Source organism: Burkholderia sp. SIMBA_062 (assembly GCF_046534765.1).
In the GTDB taxonomy this organism is placed as follows: domain Bacteria; phylum Pseudomonadota; class Gammaproteobacteria; order Burkholderiales; family Burkholderiaceae; genus Burkholderia; species Burkholderia ambifaria.
In genome coordinates this window covers 1-23,513 of record NZ_JAWRYD010000021.1, presented here as the reverse complement: position 1 = coordinate 23,513, position 23,513 = coordinate 1, and the positions used below count along the sequence as shown (strand labels likewise).

At 68.4% G+C, this 23,513-nt stretch carries 17 protein-coding genes; 9 read left to right on the top strand and 8 right to left on the bottom strand.

Translation table 11 applies throughout. From position 1 onward, the window contains the following. The first annotated feature begins 279 nt into the window (after nucleotides 1-279). The 6 genes from SB786_RS22505 to SB786_RS22480 all read left to right on the top strand — a co-directional run bounded on the left by SB786_RS22505 (nucleotide 280) and on the right by SB786_RS22480 (nucleotide 6,988). Nucleotides 280-1,266: a TRAP transporter substrate-binding protein gene (locus tag SB786_RS22505; protein WP_410729407.1), complete on the top strand. Its 987-nt coding sequence runs from the start codon at nucleotides 280-282 to the stop codon at nucleotides 1,264-1,266. Next, the gene (locus tag SB786_RS22500) at nucleotides 1,263-1,841 is read left to right on the top strand and encodes a TRAP transporter small permease (RefSeq protein WP_410729406.1); all 579 of its coding nucleotides are present in this window, start codon (nucleotides 1,263-1,265) and stop codon (nucleotides 1,839-1,841) included. The genes SB786_RS22505 and SB786_RS22500 overlap by 4 nt, the downstream gene beginning before the upstream one ends. 4 nt (nucleotides 1,842-1,845) lie before the next feature. Beyond that, on the top strand, nucleotides 1,846-3,198 hold the full coding sequence (locus SB786_RS22495; RefSeq protein ID WP_011661000.1) for a TRAP transporter large permease: 1,353 nt from the start codon (nucleotides 1,846-1,848) through the stop codon (nucleotides 3,196-3,198). Between the two features lie 98 nt (nucleotides 3,199-3,296). Continuing rightward, on the top strand, nucleotides 3,297-4,388 hold the full coding sequence (locus tag SB786_RS22490) for a lactonase family protein (RefSeq protein ID WP_410729405.1): 1,092 nt from the start codon (nucleotides 3,297-3,299) through the stop codon (nucleotides 4,386-4,388). 84 nt (nucleotides 4,389-4,472) lie between these two features. Beyond that, nucleotides 4,473-6,032, top strand: a complete 1,560-nt coding sequence (locus tag SB786_RS22485; RefSeq protein WP_410729404.1) for a methyl-accepting chemotaxis protein — start codon at nucleotides 4,473-4,475, stop codon at nucleotides 6,030-6,032. 131 nt (nucleotides 6,033-6,163) lie between these two features. Then, on the top strand, nucleotides 6,164-6,988 hold the full coding sequence (locus tag SB786_RS22480; protein ID WP_410729403.1) for an alpha/beta fold hydrolase: 825 nt from the start codon (nucleotides 6,164-6,166) through the stop codon (nucleotides 6,986-6,988). Nucleotides 6,989-7,071: 83 nt separating this feature from the next. Here SB786_RS22480 and proP read toward each other — a convergent pair whose 3' ends face one another. The 8 genes from proP to SB786_RS22440 form a co-directional block, all read right to left on the bottom strand. Beyond that, a complete protein-coding gene (proP, locus tag SB786_RS22475) occupies nucleotides 7,072-8,541 on the bottom strand; it encodes a glycine betaine/L-proline transporter ProP (RefSeq protein ID WP_410729402.1) in 1,470 nt (489 codons plus the stop codon). A gap of 518 nt (nucleotides 8,542-9,059) precedes the next feature. Continuing rightward, nucleotides 9,060-10,127 (bottom strand): porin, encoded by a 1,068-nt coding sequence (locus SB786_RS22470; RefSeq protein WP_410729401.1) that lies wholly within the window; start codon nucleotides 10,125-10,127, stop codon nucleotides 9,060-9,062. Nucleotides 10,128-10,356: 229 nt separating this feature from the next. Beyond that, complete coding sequence (gene acs / locus SB786_RS22465) at nucleotides 10,357-12,351, bottom strand: acetate--CoA ligase (RefSeq protein WP_410729400.1); 1,995 nt, start codon at nucleotides 12,349-12,351, stop codon at nucleotides 10,357-10,359. A gap of 244 nt (nucleotides 12,352-12,595) precedes the next feature. After that, a complete protein-coding gene (locus tag SB786_RS22460) occupies nucleotides 12,596-14,461 on the bottom strand; it encodes a sigma-70 family RNA polymerase sigma factor (protein ID WP_410729490.1) in 1,866 nt (621 codons plus the stop codon). Between the two features lie 16 nt (nucleotides 14,462-14,477). After that, on the bottom strand, nucleotides 14,478-14,795 hold the full coding sequence (locus tag SB786_RS22455; protein WP_410729399.1) for a high-potential iron-sulfur protein: 318 nt from the start codon (nucleotides 14,793-14,795) through the stop codon (nucleotides 14,478-14,480). A gap of 75 nt (nucleotides 14,796-14,870) precedes the next feature. Next, on the bottom strand, nucleotides 14,871-16,136 hold the full coding sequence (locus SB786_RS22450) for a c-type cytochrome (protein WP_410729398.1): 1,266 nt from the start codon (nucleotides 16,134-16,136) through the stop codon (nucleotides 14,871-14,873). Nucleotides 16,137-16,211: 75 nt separating this feature from the next. Then, nucleotides 16,212-17,939, bottom strand: coding sequence for a methanol/ethanol family PQQ-dependent dehydrogenase (locus SB786_RS22445; protein WP_410729397.1), 1,728 nt, complete (start codon nucleotides 17,937-17,939; stop codon nucleotides 16,212-16,214). Between the two features lie 809 nt (nucleotides 17,940-18,748). Next, entirely contained in the window at nucleotides 18,749-19,744 is a 996-nt protein-coding gene (locus SB786_RS22440) for an alpha/beta fold hydrolase (protein WP_410729396.1), read from the bottom strand. 335 nt (nucleotides 19,745-20,079) lie between these two features. Between SB786_RS22440 and SB786_RS22435 the strand changes: the two genes are divergently transcribed. From SB786_RS22435 to pqqB, 3 genes are all read left to right on the top strand, one after another. Further along, nucleotides 20,080-22,080: a sigma-54-dependent Fis family transcriptional regulator gene (locus SB786_RS22435; RefSeq protein ID WP_410729395.1), complete on the top strand. Its 2,001-nt coding sequence runs from the start codon at nucleotides 20,080-20,082 to the stop codon at nucleotides 22,078-22,080. A 292-nt stretch (nucleotides 22,081-22,372) separates the two neighbouring features. Next, complete coding sequence (gene pqqA / locus SB786_RS22430; RefSeq protein WP_006410019.1) at nucleotides 22,373-22,447, top strand: pyrroloquinoline quinone precursor peptide PqqA; 75 nt, start codon at nucleotides 22,373-22,375, stop codon at nucleotides 22,445-22,447. Between the two features lie 64 nt (nucleotides 22,448-22,511). Beyond that, nucleotides 22,512-23,435, top strand: coding sequence for a pyrroloquinoline quinone biosynthesis protein PqqB (pqqB, locus tag SB786_RS22425; protein ID WP_410729394.1), 924 nt, complete (start codon nucleotides 22,512-22,514; stop codon nucleotides 23,433-23,435). Nucleotides 23,436-23,513: the final 78 nt, after the last annotated feature.

Below are 23,513 nucleotides of genomic sequence, written 5' to 3'. Positions count from 1 at the left end.
ACACAATCCCGCGCCGCTTCAAATACGGGCCTATTTCCGGAAAACGTTTCGCCGGCGTCCAGCTAAACAGAGAAGGCTTTTCCCATTATCCGGTCGGCAACCCGCTCCAGAGGCGCTTATAGGGGTATGCACCAAGTGAGTTAAACGATTAACCGACGTACATTCGCTCCGACACGTCATACAACGTATGACTGCGGTGCCGCAAAGGCCCACGCCCGACCTATGCGCAAGCCGCCCGAATCGCCGCCAAATAGCGAGCAACCAACAAGGAGACTGACGATGACGCACCGATTCACCCGCTCCCGTACTGCACTGGCCGTCGCGCTGATGGCCGGCTTCGCGATGTCCGCGCAGGCCCGTGTATTCCGCTCGGCGGACGTGCACGGCGACAGCTTCCCGACCAACATGGCGGTCAAGTACATGGGCGACGAGCTGTCGAAGCTCACGGGCGGCAAGGACTCGATCAAGGTGTTCGGCAACAGCGCGCTCGGCTCCGAGAAGGACACGGTCGACCAGGTGCGGATCGGCGCGATCGACATGGCGCGCGTGAACGGCGCGTCGTTCAACGAGATCGTGCCGGAGTCGCTGATCCCGTCGTTCCCGTTCCTGTTTCGCGACGTCGACCATTTCCGCAAGGCGATGTACGGCCCGGCCGGCCAGAAGATCCTCGACGCGTTTGCGGCGAAGGGGATGATCGCGCTGACGTTCTACGAGAGCGGCGCGCGCTCGATCTACGCGAAGCGTCCGGTGCGCACGCCGGCGGACATGAAAGGGCTGAAGGTGCGCGTGCAACCATCCGACCTGATGGTCGACGAGATCAGGGCGATGGGCGGCACGCCGACGCCGATGCCGTTCGCCGAGGTGTACACGGGCCTGAAGACGGGCCTGGTCGACGCGGCGGAAAACAACCTCCCGTCGTACGAGGAAACCAAGCACTTCGAGGTGGCGCAGGACTACTCGGAGACGCAGCACGCGATGACGCCGGAAGTGCTGGTGTTCTCGAAGAAGATCTGGGACACGCTGTCGCCGCAGGAGCAGGCCGCGATCAGGAAGGCCGCGGCCGATTCGGTGCCGTACTACCAGAAGCTGTGGACCGCGCGTGAGGCATCGGCGCAGCAGACGGTGACGAAGGGCGGCGCGAAGATTCTGCCGGCCGCGCAGGTCGATCGCGCGGCCTTCGTGAAGGCGATGCAGCCGCTGTGGACGAAGTACGAGAAGACGCCGCAGATGAAGCAGATCGTCGACGAGATCGAGGCAACCAAGTGACCCGTCGCACCTCCCTGAACGGCGCGGCGGCCGTGGGCGCGCCGGACGCGGCCGCCGCGGACGGTGCGGCGCCGGGCCGGCCGCGCGCGGCCGCGCCGCTGCTGCGCTGCGCGAACGACCTGCTGTTCCGCGCGCTGGCCGTGGTCGCGTCGCTGTGTCTCGCGGCGCTCACGCTGCTGGTGTTCTACGCAGTCGTGATGCGCTACGTGTTCGAGAACGCGCCCGATTTCGTCGAGCCGATCGCGCTGCTGCTGGTGATCGTGATCGCGATGTTCGGCGCGGCGATGAAGGTGCGCGACGGCGGCCACATCGGCCTCGACTCGCTCGTGCGGCGCCTGTCGCCGGGCCCGCGCACCGTGGTGATCGCGATCCAGCACCTGAGCCTGATCGCGTTCGCGATTGCGATCATGGTCGGCTGCGGCAGCATGGCCGCCGAGACGATGGGCGACCGCATCCCGATCATCGGGCTGCCCGAAGGCGTGCGCTACCTGATCACGATTCCCGCGGCGATCGCGATCGTCCTCTTCTCGCTCGAGCACCTGCTCGCGCTTCGTCGTTCTTCGTCGGGACAATAACGCCATGGAACTCGCGATCCTGTCCGTCAGTTTTCTGATTTTCCTCGTGCTCGGCGTGCCCGTCTCGTTCGCGCTCGGCATTTCCTGCGTGCTGACCTACCTGGTCGAAGGGCTGCCGATCGCGACCGCGATGCAGTCGATGATCTCGGGAATGAACGCGTTCTCGTTCCTCGCGGTGCCGTTCTTCATCTTCTCCGGCGAGCTGATGCTGCATGGCGGGATCGCGGACCGGATCCTGCGCTTCGCGCAGGCGACCGTCGGCCATTTCCGCGGCGGCCTCGGGATGGCCAACGTGGTCGCATGCACGCTGTTCGGCGGCGTGTCGGGCTCGCCGACGGCCGATACGTCGGCGATGGGCGGCGTGGTGATTCCGCTGATGAAGCGCGAAGGCTACAGCGCGGCTTACGCGGTCAACGTGACGACCCACGCGTCGCTCGCCGGCGCGCTGATGCCGACGTCGACCAACATGATCATCTACGCGTTCGCCGCGCAGGGGATCACGGGGATGCTGCACGGCCAGCAGGTGAGCGGCGTGTCGATCGGCGACCTGCTGTTCTCCGGGCTGCTGCCGGTGTTGTGGGTGATGGGCTTCGTGCTCGTCGCCGCGTACTGGCAAGCGGTGCGTCACGGCTATCCGCGCCGTGAAGACGGTTCGTCCGCGCTGCCGTCGTTCCCGGGCTGGTATGCGGTGCTGCGCAGCTTCGTCGGCGCGGTGCCGGGCCTGATGGTGATCGCGATCATCCTCGTATGCGTCGCGAAGGGCATTGCCACCGCGACCGAAGCGGCCGCGATCGCCGTCGTGTATTCGCTCGTGCTGACCGCGATCGTGTACCGCACGCTGACCGTCGCGAAGCTGCGCCGTGCGCTGTCGCATGCGGCGCGCACGACGGGTGTCGTGCTGCTGCTGATCGCCGTGTCGAACATGCTGCGCTTCCAGATGTCGTACCTGGAGATTCCGGATGCGATCGAAGGGCTGCTGAAGCAGTCGACCGCAGCTCCTTGGCTGATGCTGCTGTACATCAACATCATCCAGGTGTTCCTCGGCACGTTCGTCGACATGGCCGCGCACATCCTGATCACGACGCCGCTATTCCTGCCGATCGCGATGGCGTGCGGCGTCGGGCCGGTGCAGTTCGGGATCATGCTGCTGCTGAACTGCTCGCTCGGCCTCGTGCACCCGCCGATCGGCTCGGTGCAGTTCGTCGGCTGCGCGATCGGCAACGTGTCGATCGGCGAGACGACGAAGATGGCGTGGCCGTACTACCTCGCGATCTTCAGTGCGATCAACATCGTCACGTATATGCCGTTCTTCTCGACGTGGCTGCCGAGCCTGATCAGCGGCCACGCGGTGTTCTGACCACCTGGCCTTGCCTGTGGCGGCGCCGGACGACCTCCGGCGCCGTCATCACGTCGACGGTTTTTTCACGTATCGCGTATCACGGATAGCGTATTCCCATGAACCACAAGACAGCATGGCGCGCCGTCGCGGCCGCCGCATTCGCGCTGGCCGCATCGCTCGCGCATGCCGCGACGTATGCGTACGTATCGAACGGCGACAGCCGCGACATCTCGGTGTTCGGCGTCGACACGTCGAGCGGCGCGCTGCGCGCGATCGAAACCGTGCCGGTCGACGGCACGGTGATGCCGATGGCGTTGTCGCCCGATCATCAACGGCTGTACGCGGCGCTGCGCTCGACGCCGTATCGCGTCGTCAGCTTCGCGATCAATCCGCTCGACGGGCGGCTGATCGAGCTGGGCCGCGCGCCGCTCGCGGACAGCATGGCGTACGTGTCGACCGATGCGTCGGGCCGCTACCTGTTCTCCGCGTCGTACGGCGGCAACCTGCTCGCGGTCAACCGGATCGCCGAGAACGGCGTGGCCGGCGACGTGCAGCAGACCGTGAAGACCGGCCCGATGGCGCATGCGATCCGCCAGTCGCCGGACGGCCGCTACGCGTTCGCGTCGGTGCTCGGCGCCGATGCGTGGCTGCGCCTGCCGTTCGATGCGTCGACCGGCAAGCTGACCGACACGGCCGAGCCTGCGTACCGGCTGCCCGAGAAGTCGGGCCCGCGCCATTTCGTGTTTTCGTCGAACGGGCGGTTCGCATACCTGATCGACGAGCTCGACGGCAAGCTGCACGTGCTGGCGCTGTCGCATGGCGGCGCCGATGCGCGGCCGATTCAGACGGTGTCGATCCTGCCGCCGGACTTTCATGGCGACAAGCCGTGGGGCGCGGACCTGCACCTGACGCCGGACGGCAAATTCCTCTACGCGTCGGAGCGCACGTCGAGCACGCTTGCGGCGTACCGGGTCGATGCGGCGTCGGGCAAGCTCGCGCGGATCGGTACGTTCGCGACCGAGCGGCAGCCGCGCGGCTTCGCGATCGATCCGTCGGGCACGTACCTGCTCGCGGCCGGGCAACTGTCGCCCGCGCTCGCGGTGTACCGGATCGACCGGCACACCGGCCGCCTCGACGCGATCGGCAAGTATCCGGTCGGCAAGGGCGCGAACTGGGTCGAGATCGTCACGTACGACGGGACGAACTGATCCGCGCGACGAAGCGCGATCGACTCAAGTTGAACCAGCCGCTGTCGTTAACCGACTAGGGACAACTTCGAGAGTCGATTCACCATGCGCAATCTGAAGGTAAAAAACAGTTTGCTCGCCGTGCTGGCCACGTTTGCAGCGATGATCATCGTCGGCGGCATCGTCGGGGTCGTGGCGCTCGGCAGCGCGAACATGAACGCGAAGCGCCTGCACGCAATCGCGACGCAGACGTTGCTCGTCAACGATGCGTACAAGGACAGCACGCGTACCCGCTCGGCGCTCGTGCGCGCGTATTCGGCACTGAAGGAACACAACGACCCGGCGCAGCGCGACTCGGCATTGCAAAGCGCGCAGCGCACGTTCGATCTATCCGCGAAGGAAACCCAGGCGTTCAAGGACACCGCGCCGATCGGCAGCCTCGGTGCCGACCTGAAGCAGGCACTGGTCGAATCGTCGACACATCTCGCGGGCGTCCTCGCCCGCGCGAGCGACGCGCTGCGCAACGGCGATACCGCTGCATATGCCGAGATCAACGACAAGGAAATCACGCTTGCCGGTCAAGTGTATTCGGCGAACGTCGAGAAATTCCAGCGCACGGCCAACCAGCTCGCGGAAGACACGATCGACGACGACAACGCCGCGTACACGCGCATCGTCGCGATGGTCGGCATCGGTGTCGCGTTGGCGCTCGCGCTGATCGCCGCGACGCACTTCGCGCTGCGCGCGATCGTGTCGCGCCCGCTCGCGAACGCGGCCGCGCTGCTCGACCGGATCGCATCGAACGACCTGACCGTGAACGTGCCCGATGCCGGCCGCAACGAAATCGGCCAGTTGTTCGCGGCGATGAAGCGGATGCAGGCCGGCCTTGCGACGACCGTCACCGGCATGCGCGACAGCAGCGACGCGATCCATACCGCCGCGCGCGAGATCGCCGCGGGCAACCTCGACCTGTCGAGCCGCACCGAACAGCAGTCCGCGTCGCTCGAGGAGACGGCCGCGAGCATGGAGCAGCTGACGTCGACGGTACGCCAGAACGCGGACAACGCGCAGCAGGCGAGCACGCTTGCCGCGAGCGCGGCGGACCTCGCCCAGCACGGCGGCGAACTGGTCGGCCGCGCCGTCGACATGATGGGCGTGATCAACACGAGCTCGCAGAAGATCGCGGAGATCACCGGAATGATCGACGGCATCGCGTTCCAGACCAACATCCTCGCGCTCAACGCGGCAGTCGAATCGGCGCGCGCGGGCGAGCACGGCCGCGGCTTCGCGGTCGTCGCGGGCGAGGTGCGCACGCTGGCCCAGCGCAGCGCGGGCGCCGCGCGCGAGATCCGGCAGCTGATCGGCGCGTCGATCGACGACGTGCGCGACGGCAATGCGCTCGTGTCGCAAGCCGGGCGCGCGATGGACGAGATCGTGTCGTCGGTGCGGCGCGTGGCGACGATCATGACCGAGATCACGACGGCCACCGTCGAGCAGAGCGCCGGTATCGACCAGGTCGGCCAGGCGGTCACGCAGATGGACCAGATGACGCAGCAGAACGCGGCGCTCGTCGAACAGGCGAGTGCCGCCGCGAGCGCGCTCGAGCAGCAGGCCGGTTCGATGCAGGCCGCGATGTCGGTGTTCCGGATTGCGCGGGCGCGGTGAGTGGCTGATCCGAGCGGCCGTGTTCGGATCGCGGCGTCGCCGCTTCGCATGCGTCACAATACGCGGCTGACCACGGCGCCCGGTTGCGGGCCGCCGTCGATCTTCCATACGTCCATGAACCCGGAGGCGCGATGCCCACACTGACCATCCATCACAGCACCCTGCATTACCAGGATCACGGCACCGGCTTTCCGGTGCTGCTCGGGCACAGCTATCTGTGGGACGCGGCGATGTGGGCGCCGCAGATCGATGCGTTGTCCAGCCGCTATCGCGTGATCGTGCCGGACCTGTGGGGGCATGGCGCGTCGGGCCCGCTGCCCGACGGCACGCGCACGCTCGACGATCTCGCCGCACACGCGAGCGCGTTGCTCGATGCGCTGGATATCGAGCAATGCGCGGTCGTCGGGCTCAGCGTCGGCGGGATGTGGGGTGCGCGGCTCGCGTTGCGCGAACCGCGGCGCGTGCGCTCGCTCGTGCTGATGGATGCGTCGCTCGAGGCCGAGCCCGACGCGACGCGGCTGCGTTACTTCGCGATGCTCGATGCGATCGAGGCCGCCGGCAGCATCGTGCCACCGCTGCTCGATGCGATCGTGCCGCTGTTCTTCCGGCCGGACGTGAACCTGGCCGACCCTGTGCCGAGCGCGTTTCGCGCGGCGCTCGCGAAGCTGCCGCCCGACCGGTTGCGGGAATCGATCGCCCCGCTCGGCCGGCTGATCTTCGGGCGGGCCGATACGCTCGCCGCGCTCGCCGACCTGGACGCCGAACGCACGCTGCTGATGTGCGGCGCGGGCGACATGGCGCGGCCGCCGTCCGAGACGGTGAAGATGGCGAGCGTGATCGGCTGCCGCCACGCGCTGGTGCCGGACGCCGGCCATATCTCGAACCTGGAGAATCCCGCGTTCGTCACGCGGATGCTGCTCGACTGGTTCGACGAGCAGCAGCTCGCGGCGGGCTGATCGTCATGCGCGCGACGCCGGCGGCAGGTGCCGCGCGGCGTCGTGTCATGCGGGCTTGCGTCATGCGGCCTGCGTGATGCGCGTTACGCGCGTTCGCCGACCGGCGTGAACTTGCGGTCGCGCACGCGGCCTTCGTCTGCGCCGCGGCGAATCAGGTCCTGCGCCTCCGCACGGCTCGCGACGCACGGTGCGGAGCCGGGCAGCGGTCGCCGCGCGGTTTCGCGCAGCGCGAGCACCGACACGATGCCGATGAACGACGCACCCATCAGGTAGTAGGCCGGCATCATCAGGTCGCCGGTGCGATCGACGAGCCACGCGGTGACGAGCGGCGTCGTGCCGCCAAACAGCGACACCGACACGTTGAAGCCGATCGCGAGTGCGCCGTAGCGGATTCGCGTCGGGAACAGCGCGGGCAGCGCGGACGGCATCACGCCGGTGAAGGTCGACAGCAGCGTGCCGTAGATCAGCATCCCGCCGAACACGGGCAGCATCCCGCCCGTGCGAATCAGCAGCAGCGCCGGCACCGACAGCACGAGCAGGCCCACGCAGCCCGCCATCATCACCGGCTTGCGGCCGACGCGGTCGGACAGATGGCCCGCGTAGAGCGTCATCGGCATCATCAGCACCATCACGAGCAGCACCATGAAGAGGCCGTGCGTCTCGTTGAAGTGCAGCGTCGCCGACAGGTAGTTCGGTAGGTACGACAGCGCCATGTAATCGGTCACGTTGAAGATCAGCACGAGGCCGACGCACTGGAGCAGCGGCTTCCACTGTTCGACGAGCAGCGTGCCGAACGACTGCTTCGGGCGCGCTCGTTCGTCCGCTTCGCGTGATTCGGCTTCCTTCTTGAAGGCGGGCGTTTCCTCGAGCTTGAGCCGCACGTACAGGCCGACGAGGCCGAGCGGCCCGGCGATGAAGAACGGCACGCGCCAGCCCCACGACAACAGCGCTTCCTGCGACAGCGTGGCCGTGAGCACCGCGACGGTAGCCGCGCCGAGCGTGTAGCCAATCAGCGTGCCGAACTCGAGAAAGCTGCCCATGAAGCCGCGGCGCTTGTCGGTCGCGAACTCGGCGATGAAGGTGGCGGCGCCGCCGTATTCGCCGCCGGTCGAGAAGCCCTGCACGAGGCGGGCGACGAGCAGCAGCACGGGCGCCATGATGCCGATCGACGCGTAGCTGGGAATCAGGCCGATCGCGAAGGTGCCGACGGCCATCATGATCATCGTGGCGGCGAGCACGCGCTGGCGGCCGATGCGGTCGCCGAGCGGGCCGAACACCATGCCGCCGAGCGGGCGTACGAGGAACGCGGCCGCGAACGTGCCGAAGGTCGCGAGCAACTGCGCGGACGGGCTGCTGGACGGGAAGAACACCTTGCCGAGCGTGACGGCGATATAGCTGTAGACGCCGAAGTCGAACCATTCCATCGCGTTGCCGAACGCCATGGCCCCGACCGCGCGTTTCAGGACGGCCGGGTCGACGATCGTGATGTCGTCCAGCTTCAGGGCCTTGCGCGAAGACCGGGCTTTCGCGGGGTGCGCTTGCGATGAACTCAATGAACGCTCCTGGAAGGCGCCTTCGCGGCTGGCCGAACCGGCGCGCACGGCGGGGCGGGCGCGGAACCGTCGGGGACGAAGGCGGTTGTCTCTGGATCGCCGTGATGTCGAGGGCGCGGCGCGCGCCACGGGACACCCGGCAAGGGTGTGTTGGTGTGAAGCAGTGTAGAGAAACGGGGAAAGCGGACTATCGGTCATGCGCCCGGAAACCGGTCGTAAACGACACGGATGGCGCAGGCGGGCAACTCGTCGTGCCGGCCCCGGCAAGGGGCCGGCGGTCCCGGCTGCGCCGATGGCGGTCTATACCGGTGTCACGACGCGAGGGGCGCGGCACGTCGCGCGATCGTGCGGGCATGACGCGGCCGCTGCGGCCGATACATCGTGCACGGATTCGCACGCGCGACGGAAGCCGCGCCGAATCCGGACGCGCCGTCGCGCGCCGAAAGCGGCGCAAGATGCTTCGGACTGCGAATGCAGAAAGGCGGCGGTTCGGCGAAGGGAACCGCCGCCTGCGCGCATCAGAACAGGTGGCGAATCCCGAGGTTCGCGCCGACGGTCGTCCCGGTGACCGCGTAAAGCGCGTTGTTGATCCCGAGCCCGGTGTTCATCGCGCCGTGGTTGTTGACCATCGCGACCTGCGCGTACAGCGCGGTGGCCTTCGACAGGCTGTAGGTGGTGCCGACGGCCGCGAGCAGCGAATGATTGGCCGTGTCGTTGCGATCGCTGGTGAACCAGACGCCGCCGTTCAGGTCGACGGCCGGCGTCGCCTGGTAGTCGAGGCCGCCGCCGTACACGTTGTTGCTGAACGATCCGCCGACCTTGTAGCTCGCGAACGACGCCTTCGCGGTGAGCGGGCCGAACCGGTACGCGGCGCCGATCGTACGTCCGACGAACGCGACGGTGCTCGGCGTCGGCGTCGGGTTGGTGCCGTCGTTGCCGTCGTAGAACGCGGCGTTGATCATGAAGCCGTCATGCTCGTATTTGAGGCTCGCCGAATACTGGCGTCCGGCCTGGAAGTCGCCGGCCTTGCCGCCAAACGCGAACATCGCGCTGCCGGTGAGGCCGGCGATCGTCGGGCTCGTATACGACACGGCGTTCGGGTTGAACAGGCCCGTCACGAGCACGTTGTCGACGTAGTTGATCAGCCCGCTGCCGAAGTGCGAGAAGCTGCGCGGATCCGAATCGAAGATCGCGAGCAGGAACGGCGAATACTGCACGCCGGCCTTGATTGTGCCGAAGCCGCCGTCGAGCCCGACCCACGCCTGGCGGCCGAAGAAGTTGCCGTTCGAATGGGCGAACGCGCCGTTCGTGACGGCAAAGCCGCTTTCGAGCTGGAATTTCGCCTTGAGGCCGCCGCCGAGATCCTCGGTGCCGGTCATCCCGAAGGTCGTCGGCGTCATGCCGGTGTCGGTCATCGCGAACTGATGCCCTGCGTTCGCGCCGGTGGCGGCGTCGAGCGTCTTGCTCGTGTACAGCAATGCGGCGTCGAGGTTGCCGTACAGCGTCACGCTGCTTTGCGCGAAGGCGCCGGTACTGGCTATCGCGCCCGCCAGCGCGGCGCAACCGATCACGATTCTGCTTTTCATTGGGATGTCTCCAGTGTTGTTGTACGTCCATGCATCGAACAGGGGATGCGACGCACGCCGCGCATGGCGGGGTCCGTCGCGCAGGCCGCGCACGCAGGGTGGGGCGCGGCGGGACGCACGTGCGCGGCCGGGTGTCGGCCGCGCACGACGCGTTCATGGCCCGGATGGGCGCCGGAACGCGCGTGCGTCGAGGAAGTCGGGTGGGGCCGGCCGGTGCCGGCCTTGTGATTCAGCGCGACTGGCCGAGCTGATCGAGGATCGCCGGGTTCTCGAGCGTGGACGTGTCCTGCGTGATCGCCTCGCCCTTCGCGAGCGAGCGCAGCAGGCGCCGCATGATCTTGCCCGAGCGCGTCTTCGGCAGGTTGTCGCCGAAGCGGATGTCCTTCGGCTTCGCGATCGGCCCGATCTGCTTGCCGACCCAGTCGCGCAATGTCTTCGCGAGCGCCGCCGCTTCCTCGCCCTCCGGACGCGAACGCTTGAGCACCACGAACGCGACCACCGCCTCGCCCGTCGTGTCGTCGGGACGGCCGACCACCGCCGCCTCCGCCACCAGCTCATGCGAGACCAGCGCCGACTCGATCTCCATCGTGCCGAGCCGGTGGCCCGACACGTTCAGCACGTCGTCGATGCGCCCCATGATCGTGAAGTAGCCGGTGTCCTTGTCGCGCACGGTGCCGTCGCCGGCCAGATAGAGCGTGCCGCCGAGTTCCTCCGGGTAATAGCTTTTCTTGAACCGCTCCGGGTCGCCCCAGATCGTACGGATCATCGCCGGCCACGGCCGCTTGACGACCAGGATCCCGCCTTGCCCGTTCGGCACGTCCTGGCCGGTCTCGTCGACCACCGCGGCCATGATGCCCGGCAGCGGCAGCGTGCACGAACCCGGCACCGTCGGCGTCGCGCCCGGCAGCGGCGTGATCATGTGGCCGCCGGTTTCGGTCTGCCACCACGTGTCGACGATCGGGCAGCGTTCCTGGCCCACGTGCTTGTGGTACCACATCCACGCTTCCGGATTGATCGGCTCGCCGACGGTGCCGATGATGCGCAGGCTCGACAGGTCGTAGCTCTTCGGGTGCACCTTGTCGTCGGCTTCGGCGGCCTTGATCAGCGAACGGATCGCGGTCGGCGCGGTGTAGAACACGGTGACCTTGTGATCGCCGATCATCTTCCAGAAGCGCCCGGCGTCCGGATAGGTCGGCACGCCCTCGAACACGACCTGCGTGCCGCCGCACGCGAGCGGGCCGTACGTGATGTACGTGTGGCCCGTGACCCAGCCGATGTCGGCCGTGCACCAGAACACGTCGGTCGGTTTCCAGTCGAAGGTCCACTTCATCGTCTGCGCGGCCCACAGCAGGTAGCCGCCGGTGCTGTGCTGCACGCCCTTCGGCTTGCCGGTCGAGCCCGACGTATACAGGATGAACAGCGGATGCTCGGCGCCGACCCACTCCGGCGCGCACGTGTCGGACTCGGCGTCGGCGAGTTCGTGCATCCACAGGTCGCGCCCGGCGTGCCAGTCGAGCTTGCCGCCGGTGCGGCGATAGACGATCACGCTCTTCACCGCGTCGCAGCCGCCCATCGCGATCGCCTCGTCGGCGATGCTCTTGAGCGGCAGCGTCTTGCCGCCGCGCGCCTGTTCATCGGCGGTGATCAGCGCGACCGCGCCGACGTCGACGAGCCGCTCATTCAGCGATTTCGCGGAGAAGCCGCCGAACACGACCGAGTGGGTCGCGCCGATGCGCGCGCAGGCCTGCATCGCGACGATGCCTTCGATCGACATCGGCATGTAGATGACGACGCGGTCTCCCTTCGCGATCCCGCGTTTCTTCAGCGCATTCGCGAAGCGCGACACGCGTGCGAGGAGATCGGCGTAGGTGACGCGCGTGACGGTGCCGTCGTCGGCCTCGAAGATCACCGCGACGCGCTCGCCGTTGCCGGCTTCGACGTGACGGTCGAGGCAGTTGTACGACGCGTTGAGTTCGCCGTCGTCGAACCACTTGTAGAACGGTGCGTCGCGCTCGTCGAGCACCTTCGTGAACGGCTTGTGCCACGAGAGGCCCTCGCGGGCGAGACGCGCCCAGAAGCCCTCGTAATCGCACTCCGCTTCGGCGGCCAGCGCCTGGTAGGCCGGCATGCCGGAAATGGTCGCGTGCTCGCGCGTGTCGGCCGTCGGTTCGAAGATCCGGCGTTCCTGAAGGATCGATACGAGGGCGGTCAAGATGTTCTCCATGGAAATCGCAGGGTGTTGGCCTTGGTTGAAACGCAACTTGCATGCCAATCGCTCGGATATTCGGCCGGAACGGCTTGTGTGCGCGTTGCCATGCTGTTTCCGCCGTTCGATCTGCACTGCAAAGCAGTTGGAACGAGGACGTTCGGTGTACCAGTGGGCCTTCCGCTTGCGTCGAAATGCAGCAGACGTGTTGCAGGCTTCAACACGGCGTGCGATGAGCGCCGCGCGCGGCGCCGCTCGCGTGCTACGCGATGAACGACCGGAGCAGGCCGAGCGTGTCGGACGCGCGAAGACGGGCGAGCGCCGACGCCTCGATCTGCCGCACGCGTTCGGCGGACAGGTTCAGTTGGCGGCCGATGTCGCGCAGCGAGCAGCCTTCGTCCGTGTGCAGCCCATAGCGCAGCTTGAGGACCATCGCCTCGCGCGGCGGCAGCCGGTCGATCACGGCAGTGATCGTGCGGCGCAATTGCGCGGCGCCGGCCGCGTCTTCGGGAGAGGGCGTCGTCGTGTCCGGCGCGACGTCGGCGAACGTCATGTCGCCTTCCGGCGAGACCGACACGTCGGCCGAGACCGGCTCCTTCACGATGGCCATCAGGTCGCGCACCTTGTCGACCGGCTCGCCCATGTGGACGGCCAGTTCGGCCGGCGTCGCGGCCGTGCCCGCCCGCTGGCGATGCTCGCGCGCTAGCCGCGTCAGCTTGTTCAGCGCGTCGACCGTATGCGTCGGCACGCGGATCGTGCGGCCGAGGTCGGCAAGCGCATGCGTGATCGCCTGCCGGATCCACCAGGTCGCGTAAGTCGAGAACCGGAAACCGCGCCGGTAGTCGTAGCGCTCGATCGCCTTCAACAGCCCGATGTTGCCTTCCTGGATCAGGTCCGCGAATGGCAGGCCGCGATCCGGATAGCGCTTCGCGATCGACACGACGAGCCGCAGGTTCGCATCGAACAATCCCGTCCTCGCCGGCTGCACCGCGCGTTCGATCGCGCCGAGCCGTGCATCGAGCGACGCGGTCGTGCCGGGCGGCAGTTCCGATGCGGGCGCCGCCCGCATGATCGCATCGCGTGCATCGACGAACTCGGCCGCCCGTCTCGTCAGCGTCGCCGCGCAGGCCGGGTGCGCGGCGACGCATGACGCGAGCCAGCCGGCGTGATCGTCGTCAGCCGCCTGCGCGAACGACGGCTGGACACCCACGTCGGCCAGCATCCGCTCGAGCCGGCCCCGCAACGCGCGGTGCCGGCGTGCGCGGGCGCGCAACGGCTCGCTCATTCGCTCAATCGCGCGCGCGGACAAGCCCAATGTGCGGAGCAGTGCCGTGGCGTCACGTACGTGCGCGCGATACGCGGCGCAAGCGCTGCCGCCAGACGCCAGCGCCGCGCGCATGCCGTGCGCGAGTTCATCGATGCATGCGAGCCGCGCCACCACGGCGTTGCGCCAGGCGGAATCCTCGGTCTGCGTATTGGTCTGCGTGTCGTCGTCGCGCGCGGGTTCGCCGGCGGCGGTGGCCGACGCGCCCGCGTCGGGGTGATCGGCCGTGGTGTTATCGCGCCGGCCGTCGTCGAGAAAGATCACATGGGTCGACGCGGCGGTCCGGCATTGCGCGATCTCGACGCGAATCGACACGAGCGCGTCGAGCGCATCGGGGTCGCCGCACAGCACCGCGGCGGATGCGGCGCGGCCGCGCTCGATCCGCTGCGCGTACGCGAACTCCTCGTCGCGCGTAAGGAGCGGCGTCGTGCCCATCTCGCGCAGGTACAGCCGGACCGGATCGGTCGTGCGCGGCGCGAGCAGGTCGGCCGCGGCGAGCGTGCCGGCGCCGTCGGCCCATGCGCGCGCGGGCGGCACGGGCCGGAAGTAGCGCTCGAGCGTCCAGCCGCTCGCGGTATCGGCGCTGTCGCACACCGCGATGCCGAGTTCGTCGAGCACCGCCGCCACCGCATCGACGCCGCTGTCATTCGCATCATCGTCGGGCAGTGCGTCGATGATGTCGCCGCGCGTGACGAAGCCGCGCGACAGGCCAGCCGCGATCAGCGCATGGAGATGCGCGACGGCGTGCGGCGCTGCACCGTCGTCGCGGCCGGCCGTGGGCACCGCCGCGTGCCGCGCCGGCATCCCGTCGCGCGATGCGTCACGCGCGCTTCGCATACACGTTGCACCAGCCGTCAGCCGCGACCGACTTGCCGCCGAACATCGGGCACGTGCCGCTCGCATCGGCCGCTTCGCCCTTGTAGAAGCGGCAGTTCGAGCAGCGCTGGCCGGCCTGGTATTTCGGGAACTGCGCGGCGTCGACGCTGGACGCATGCGCGCGATAGCCGAGCGTCTTCGCGGCGGCGTCGTTCTCGTCGACGAGCGGCGCCGCCGCATAGGCGGTGCGCCCGGCGGCGAGCGCGGCACACAGGCCGATGGTGTTGACGATGAAGGTTCTGCGGGAGGTCGAGTGCGTCACGGTCGTTTCCTGGTCGAGATGAAATCGTGGGGAAGGGCGCGGCCCGCATCGCGTGGCGAAGCCGCTTGCCCGGTGTTACTGGCTCGCGTTCGCGTCCTTGTGTGCGGCGGGACCGGCGATGAGCGGCGCGGTCGACGCGCGTGCGGCATCGGCCGTCAGCTTGTTCTTGCCGCCGATATAGCCGTTCGACGCGAGCAGGAAGGCCATCAGGTCCGCGTATTCGTCGTCCTTGAGCTTGCCGGGCTGGTCGGCCGGCATGTTGGTCGCCATGTAGCCGAACACGCCGCCGATCGTCAGGTGCGAATGCGACAGCGGTGCGAACGACGTGCCGCTCAACGCGGGCGCGGTGTTGCCTTCGAGGTCGGCGCCGTGGCACTTCGCACACGCATTGCCGTAGAGTTCCTTGCCGTGCGCGGCCTGTGCGGCATCGAACGCGGGTGCGGCGTCGCCGGTGCCTGCCGCGACGCGGATGAAGCCGCCGCCGGCAGTCGCGTTGCGCGCCCGCACGAGGCCGCCCGGGTGACGGCCGCCGGCGGCCGTCGCGCCATCGAGGAAGCGCGTCGGCGTGCGCGACTCGTGCGCTTCGAGCGCGCTGCCGGGCAGCGCCCACTTGCGGGTCAGCGCGGCGAGCCGGCCGTTGTTCTTCATTTGCGTGAGGGCCGCGTCGATACGCTGCTGCAGCGCGGCCGAGCGCGGTGCGAACGCGAACGTGAGCTGCCACTCGGCATACGGCGACGACGTCGCGCCGATATGGAACGCCTGCTTCGGATGCGCGGCCTGATACGCGACGACCGCCGGATACCAGACGATCGCGCGATGCGCGCGGCCGCGGGCGACCGCGTCGACGGTTTGCTCGGAGGTGTTCTCGAGATCGAAACGCGCGTCCTTCTGCTGGACCGCGATCAATTGCGCGGGGCTCGCGTAGGTGGCCGCGACGATTTCGCGGCCGGCCGTCGGCGTGCCGGCGTCGCGGCGCGTGACGCTCACGTAGCCCGAGCGCAGGTAACCCTGCGAGAACAGCAGCTTCGTATCGGATGCGTCGGCGATCGCCGAACGCGGGAAGCCGGCGAGCACGTCGCATTCGCGTTCGAGAATGCCGGCGAGCTCGTGCGCGGACACGCCGTCGTCGTCGCCGCCGCCCGCGTCGTGCGCGGAGAAGGTGGCGGCGATGCCGGCCGTGCGGAACACGTCGCGGGCGACGGCCTTGTCGAGCGCGGCGGTCGGCGTGCCGGGCAGCGAGCAGACGCGCACCGGCGTCGCGGCCGTGGACGGCACCGGGAGCAGCACCGTGCCTGCCGCGAGCGCACTGGCCACGGCGAGGCGGGAAAGTGGAAGGTTCATGATCGTCGCTCGGTTGGAAACGGGGGAGACACCCGCGCCGTCGGCGCGGGCGCAATACGGTTGGCCGGGTGGAGATCAGCCGCGGTCGAGGGCGAATACGTACAGCGTGCCGCCGCGCGGCACGTCGTCCGCCGCCTTGGCCATCGGGCCGCCCCAGATCGGGTTCGCGCCGCCGTAGCCGGCCAGTACTGCTACGTACTCCTTGCCGTCGACTTCAAACACCGACGGCTGCGCGATGATCCCGCTCGCGAGCTTCGGGCTTTCCCACAGCACCTTGCCGGTCGACACGTCGAATGCGTACAGGTGGCCGTCGAGCGAGCCGCTGAACGCGAGGCCGCTGGCGGTCGTCGCGACGCCGCCGTTCCACGGCAGCTTGCTCCAGTGGCTCCATACCTTCTTGCCGGTGTTCACGTCGATCGCCTGGAGTTCGCCGTAGCCTTCGCTGCCCGGCTCGGGCTTGATCTCGAAGCCTTCGCCGAGATACGGCAGCCCTTCCATGTAGTTGACCGACTTGCCCGACAGGCTCATGCACGCATGCAGCGCCGGCACGATCGCGAGATGGCGTTGCGGGTCGTACGACACCGACCACCAGTTCTTGCCGCCGAGGAAGCTCGGGCACGTGTCGATCGTCGTGCCGACCTTCGGATACTTCGCGGGATCCTGGATCGGCGCGCCGTCTTCCGTGTAGCCGGTGACCGACGTCGCCTTCACGAACGGTTCCGCATAGATCAGCTTGCCGGTGTCGCGATCGATCGCGTGGAAATATCCGTTGCGGTCCGCGTGGATGATCGCGTCGTGTTCCTTGCCCTTGTACTTGATCGTCGCGAGCACCGGCGTGTTGACGCCGTCGTAGTCCCAGGTGTCGTGCTTCGTGTACTGGTAATGCCACTTGAGGTCGCCGTTCTTCGGGTCCAGCGCGAGCAGCGAATCGGAGTACAGGTTGTCCCCCGGGCGCAGGTCCGCGAGCCACGGCCCCGGGTTGCCGACGCCCCAGTACAGCGTGCGCGTCGCCGCGTCGTAGGTGCCGGTCAGCCAGGCCGGTGCGCCGCCGTGCGCCTGCATGCCGTCGGGCCAGGTATCGGCGTGCTTCTCGCCCTGGCCGGGGATCGTGAAGCGCTTCCACAGCAGTGTGCCGTCGTTCGGGCTCAGCGCGGCGATGAAGCCGCGCGCGCCGTACTCGCCGCCCGCGCTGCCGACCACGATCGCGCCGTCGATCGCAAGCGGCGCGAGTGAGAACGCGTAGCCGAGCCCCGGCTCGAACATCTGCTTCTTCCACACGAGCGCGCCGGTCTGCGCGTCGAGCGCGGCCACTTCGCCGCTCAGCATCGCGACGTAGACGTTCTTTCCGTACAGCGCGACGCCGCGGTTCACGACGTCGCAGCAGGCCGTCTTGAACGATACCGCGCCGAGCTTCGGTTCGTATTTCCACAGCTGCGCGCCGGTGGCCGCATCGAACGCGTACACGTTGTCCTTCGGCGTGGTCACGAACAGGTAGCGGCCGTTGACGATCGGCGTGGCTTCGAAACCCTGCTTCAACTCGGCCGGAAACTTGTAGCTCCACGCCTGCGTGAGCTGCTTCACGTTCGACGGGTCGATCTGCTTGAGCGGCGAATGCGACTGGCCGTTGTACGTGCGGTAGTAGGTGAGCCAGCCCGGATCGCGTTGCGCGTCCGTGAGGCGCTGGTACGTGACGGCCGGATAGTCCGCGGCGGCGTCCACGAGGCCGGGATTCAAGACGATGGCGACGGCTGCCGCGATTCCGATCGTTGCCAGTCGGCTCGTCGAAGCCGAGAGTTTTTTCATGGTTGTCTCCTGAGTCATTGTGGTCGCACCGCGGCCAACACATGGCCGGGCCGGCAGGGGGGGGGATCCGGGTCCAGTGCGCAGCCAGTCACGCAAGTCGCATGCCACTGCGGCGGGCGGCTTGCCGCGCAAGGCGTAGCGGCCGATTGGGCGCGTGGCGGCGACGCGTGCGACGCAGCGCGGGTGATCCGCGGGTGTTGCGTTCGGGGACAGCCGCGGGCGGAGTGTTGCGAAACATGACAGTGCGTCGATGGCGGTGCGCGGCGCGTCGCGCATGACGGAGCGTGTTCGTTCGGGGCCGTCTTTGGAGGCATGCACGCGCGGCGCAAGACGGGGAATCGTCGTCGACGGGGCGAACCGATCGCTCTCGGTGTCGGCCCGCGATGGGGGCGCACGCAACCGGCAGCCGCGGGCCGCGCATGCGGTGGCGTGCGTGACGGCCGGTGCTGCCGCGCCACTGATCCAGATCGACACAGATGCGACAGCGGTGACACGAACTGCAAGAGGCGCGCGATGCTGCGTGGCAGCGGCCACATGCGGCCCGCCGGGCAGTGCGACCGGCCGCAAGCTTCTTGCCGCTGTCGAACTCAACGACGATCGCGTGCGATGACACAGCGCGATGACCGTTCCGGTTGCATCCACAGCTCCGGCCGATCAAAGCAGCGTTGATTGCCGTCCATGCATCGTTACGGATAACGACATAAATAAATGGCGGAAGGAGACATGGAGATGAAGGAAACCGAAGCGTCGAAGCGCCGCTTCGTCGCCCGGCGCGCGGGCGGCATGCTCGGCGGCTGGGTCGGCGCGCGCTATGCGTGGGACTGAGCGGGCGATCCGGCCTGCGGTGGTGCGTCCGCGGTGGCGGTCAGCATCGCGCGCACCGCGCGCGCGACGCCACGCGCGAGCGCATCGTCGCTCGTGAGATGCCCGGCCCGCACGCGTTCGACGATGGCGGCCGGCACCGCGCGCGCGAGACGGTCGACGTTGTCGACCGGGCATACGCGGTCGCGCGTGCCATGCACGGCATGCAACGGCACGCCGGCCTGTGCGGCCTGTCGCGCCAGCGCGAGCAGTTGACGCTCGCCGAGCCAGCACGCACGTTGCAGGTAATGCGCCTGGATCCGGTATTTGTCGATCAGCCGGTCGACGGTGCGCTGGGTCGGGCGCGCACCGCGTGCCGGCCGCCCGGTCAGGATTGCGTCTTCGTACGCGCTCCACGCGAGCGCGAGCGCGCGTTGCCGCGCCGCGCCGGCGCCCGGCTGCAGACGCCGCGCGCAGCAGCCGATCAGGCGATCGGCACGCGTGGTGCCGGCGGCGGCGGCCAGGCGCTGCCATGCCCGCGGTGCCCGCGCACGCGCGCCGACGAACAGCCCGCGCACTTCGCGCGTCGACGTGAGGAACAACCCGCGCAGCACGACGCCGGTCACGCGCGACGGATGCCGTCCCGCGTACGCGAGCGCGAGCGCCGCGCCCCACGATCCGCCGACGACGCTCCAGCGTACGATGCCGAGCTGCGCGCGCAGCGCGTCGAGGTCGCCGATCAGCCGCATCGTATCGTTGTGACGCAGGCCGCCGCGCGGCGTCGACGCCCCCGCGCCGCGCTGGTCGACCAGCACGACGCGCGCCTGCGTCAGATCGAACATAGGCAGCACGGCCGCGGGTCGGCTGCCGCTGCCGGGGCCGCCGTGCAGCACGACGACGGGCTGGCCGAGCGGATTGCCGGCTTCGGTCCATGCGATCCGGCATGCGTCGCGGGACAGGGCGGGCGGGGAGGTGGAAGGAGCGCGGCGCGGTCGGTGCGTCATGTCGTCGAGACGTCGGAGTCAGGGTAATGGCCGATGCGGCAGGGGAGTCCAAACCGGCCGGGGTTTGACCGACGTCAAAGCCAGAATCGCGCCAGCGACGACGATCGGAATCGACCGGTAACGGCGACGGGTGAATTCGCAATGGATCTCGCGTCGGCAGTCGTCGCGCCGCTTGCGTCGCGAGCGCCGGGCGCTTGCTTGCATCTAGCTTTCATTCGGCATCGACGCAGCGATACACGACGCTCGGCCGGAGCATCGTAGGCAGCGTGGCCCGAAGTTTGCTTGATTCAGGACAAACAGTCCGGCACCGACCGGAAGGATCCCCGGAGGAGACAATGCGCGATGACGTTCATCCGACGGCCAACGCACGGGCCACGCATGCGCCCGGCTGGCCGACGCCGACGATCCAGAAGTCCCATGAGCGGTCCGAGACGTTCGGCCTGCAGGCGACGGCACGTCCCGACTACGACCTGCTGTCCGGCGCCGCGCTGGCGCTCAAGCGCGAGCAGAACCGCGTGCTGTGCGTGCATGCGATGCCCGTGATGGAGACGCTGCACGAGCAGATCGTCAATACGCAAAGCATGATCGTGCTGACCGATGCGCAAGGGTTGATCCTGCATTCGATCGGCGACGACGATTTCCTGCGGCGTGCGGAACGCGTCGCGCTGCGCCCCGGCGCGAACTGGGCGGAGAACCGGCAGGGCACCAACGCGATCGGCACCGCGCTCGCGGAGCTGTGCCCGATGGTCGTGCACGGCGACCAGCACTTCCTGGCCGCGAATCATTTCCTGACCTGCTCGAGCGTACCGATCCTCGATCCGTACGGCGACGCGATCGGCGTGCTCGACGTGACGGGCGACCACCGCAGCTATCACCAGCACACGATGGCGCTCGCGAAGATGTCGGTGCAGATGATCGAGAACCACCTGTTCACGACGACCTTCCAGGAGACGCTGCAGGTGTCGTTCCACGGCCGCCCCGAATTCCTCGGCACCTTGATGGAAGGGATCGTCGCGTTCACCGCGGACGGCCGTTTCCTGTCGGCCAACCGCAGCGCGCAGTTCCAGCTCGGGATGCCGCTCGCCGCGCTGCGCGCGCATACGCTCGCGTCGCTGTTCGACGTGACGAGCGCGCAGCTGATCGACCGGATGCGCGCAAGCACCGAGCCGCACGTGTCGCTGAACCTCGGCAACGGCGCGGTGGTCTGCGCGCGCGTGCAGTTCCGGCGCGCGATGCGGGCCGAGGGCAGCCGGCCCGCCGAAGTGCACGACGGCGCCACGCCGGCCGCGCGGCCGCCGGCTGCGCAAGGCGCGGCGAACCTGTCGCGGCTCAGCTATCTCGACACCGGCGATCCGCAGGTGGCGGCGGTGATCGCGAAAGTCCGCAAGGTGATCGGCAAGGACATTCCGGTGCTGATCACCGGCGAGACCGGCACCGGCAAGGAACTGCTCGCGCAGGCGATCCACAACGACTCGCCGCGCCGCGACGGGCCGTTCGTCGCCGTCAACTGCGCATCGATTCCGGAGACGCTGATCGAATCCGAGCTGTTCGGCTACGAGGAGGGGGCGTTCACCGGCGCACGCCGCAAGGGCGCGACCGGCAAGCTGCTGCAGGCGAACGGCGGCACGCTGTTTCTCGACGAAATCGGCGACATGCCGTATCCGCTGCAGGTGCGGCTGCTGCGCGTGCTGCAGGAGCGCATCGTCAACCCGCTCGGCTCGACGAAGGCGATCGGCGTCGACATCGCGATCATCTGCGCGACGCACCGCGACCTGCGCGACATGATTGCGCAGAACCGCTTTCGCGAGGATCTGTATTACCGGCTCAACGGCCTCGTCGTGCGCCTGCCGCCGCTGCGCGACCGCACGGATCTCGCGGTGGTCGTCCAGAAGATGCTGCAACGGGAAACGCTGTCGGGGCCCGGGCGCCGGCCGTTGAGCGTCGCGCCCGACGTGATGGCGCTGTTCGAGCGTTGCGCATGGCCGGGCAACTTCCGGCAGCTCGCGAACCTGCTGCGTACGGCGGCCGCGATGGTCGACGACGACTGCGAGATCCGCTGCGAGCATTTGCCGGACGATTTCTTCGACGACGTGCGGCCCGACGACGGGCCGTCGGCACCGGGCGCCTGCGCGCCGCCGCAGGCTGCGCCTGCGCCCGCGTTCGCAGCCTGCGATGCGCGCTTGCAGGACGTGGCTGCGTCCGCGATTGCGGCCGCGCTCGCGCGCCATGGCGGCAACGTGTCGGCCGCCGCACGCGCGCTCGGCGTGTCGCGCAACACGATCTACCGCAAGATGCCGGCCGTCGGGCCCGATGCGCTGGAGCCCGACGAGCGCTGACGGCGGCGCGACTGTCACACGGGTGTGTCAGGTTGCAACACCCGGTGTTCAAGGATTCAACACCTGCTCAACCGGACACGCATGCCGCAAACCTTATGTGAAAGGTTTATGAAATAAAAGTGCATGCAAATGGAAAGAATGTCGGTGTCGTGACCACCCGGCGGCTGCCGCACGTCCTCGCGCACCGCGGCGCGACGCAAATCCGGCCCCGGCACGCTCCTTGCTAAATAGGTATCGGCCGCTCGATCGATGCGGTTGTAATCGACTCACCCACTCAACAAGGAGACACATCATGCAATGGACCACCCCGGCTTATACCGACCTGCGCTTCGGCTTCGAAATCACGATGTACATCGCCAACCGCTGATCGACGCGCGCAGTGCCGCCCACACCGACGGACACGATGCGGGCGGCACCGGGAGCAAACGCAGATGAAGATCAAGATACTCGGCTCGGGCGCCGGCGGCGGATTGCCGCAATGGAACTGCAACTGCGGCAACTGCCGTCGCGCGCGGGCCGGCACCGACGGCATCGTGCCGCGCACGCAATCGTCGATCGCGGTCAGCGGCGACGGCGTCGACTGGGTGCTGGTGAACGCGTCGCCGGACATCCTCGCGCAGCTACGCGCCGATCCCGACCTGCAGCCGGCCCGCGCGATCCGCGACAGTGCGATCGTCGCCGTCGTGCTGTGCGACGCGCAGATCGATCACGTGACGGGCTTGCTGATGCTGCGCGAACGCACGTCGCCGTTGCCGCTATACGCAAGCGCCCCCGTGCTCGACGATTTGTCGACGGGGCTGCCGCTCGTGCCGCTGCTCGGCCACTACTGCGGCGTCGACGTCCACCCGATCGCGCCGGGCGAACCGTTCGCGATTCCCGGCGCCGGCGGCATCCGCTTCACCGCCGTGCCCGTCGCCAGCAAGCCGCCGCCTTATTCGCCGCGGCGCGCGGCGGCCGTTCCCGGCGATAACATCGCACTCCTGATCGAAGATGCGGCCACGGGCCGCCAGGCATTCTACGCACCGGGGCTCGCCGACGTCGACGACGACGTGCGCGCCGCGATGCGCGACGCCGATCTCGTGCTGGTGGACGGCACGTTCTGGACCGGCACGGAAATGATCGACCTCGGCCTGTCGTCGAAGCACGCGGCCGAGATGGGGCATCTCGCGCAGTGCGGCGACGCGGCGCAGCCGGGGATGATCGATCGGCTGCGGCCATTGCCCGCGCATACGCGCAAGGTCCTCACGCACATCAACAACACGAATCCGATTCTCGACCCCGGTTCCGCGCAGCGTGCGCAGTTGCGCGAGCACGGGATCGAGGTCGCCCACGACGGCATGCAATTCGAGGTCTGACCTTGACGTCCTCACCCGCCTAAAGGCAGGTGATTCCCACACCTGGCGATGCACGTCCGCATCGGAGAATGTTCAGCG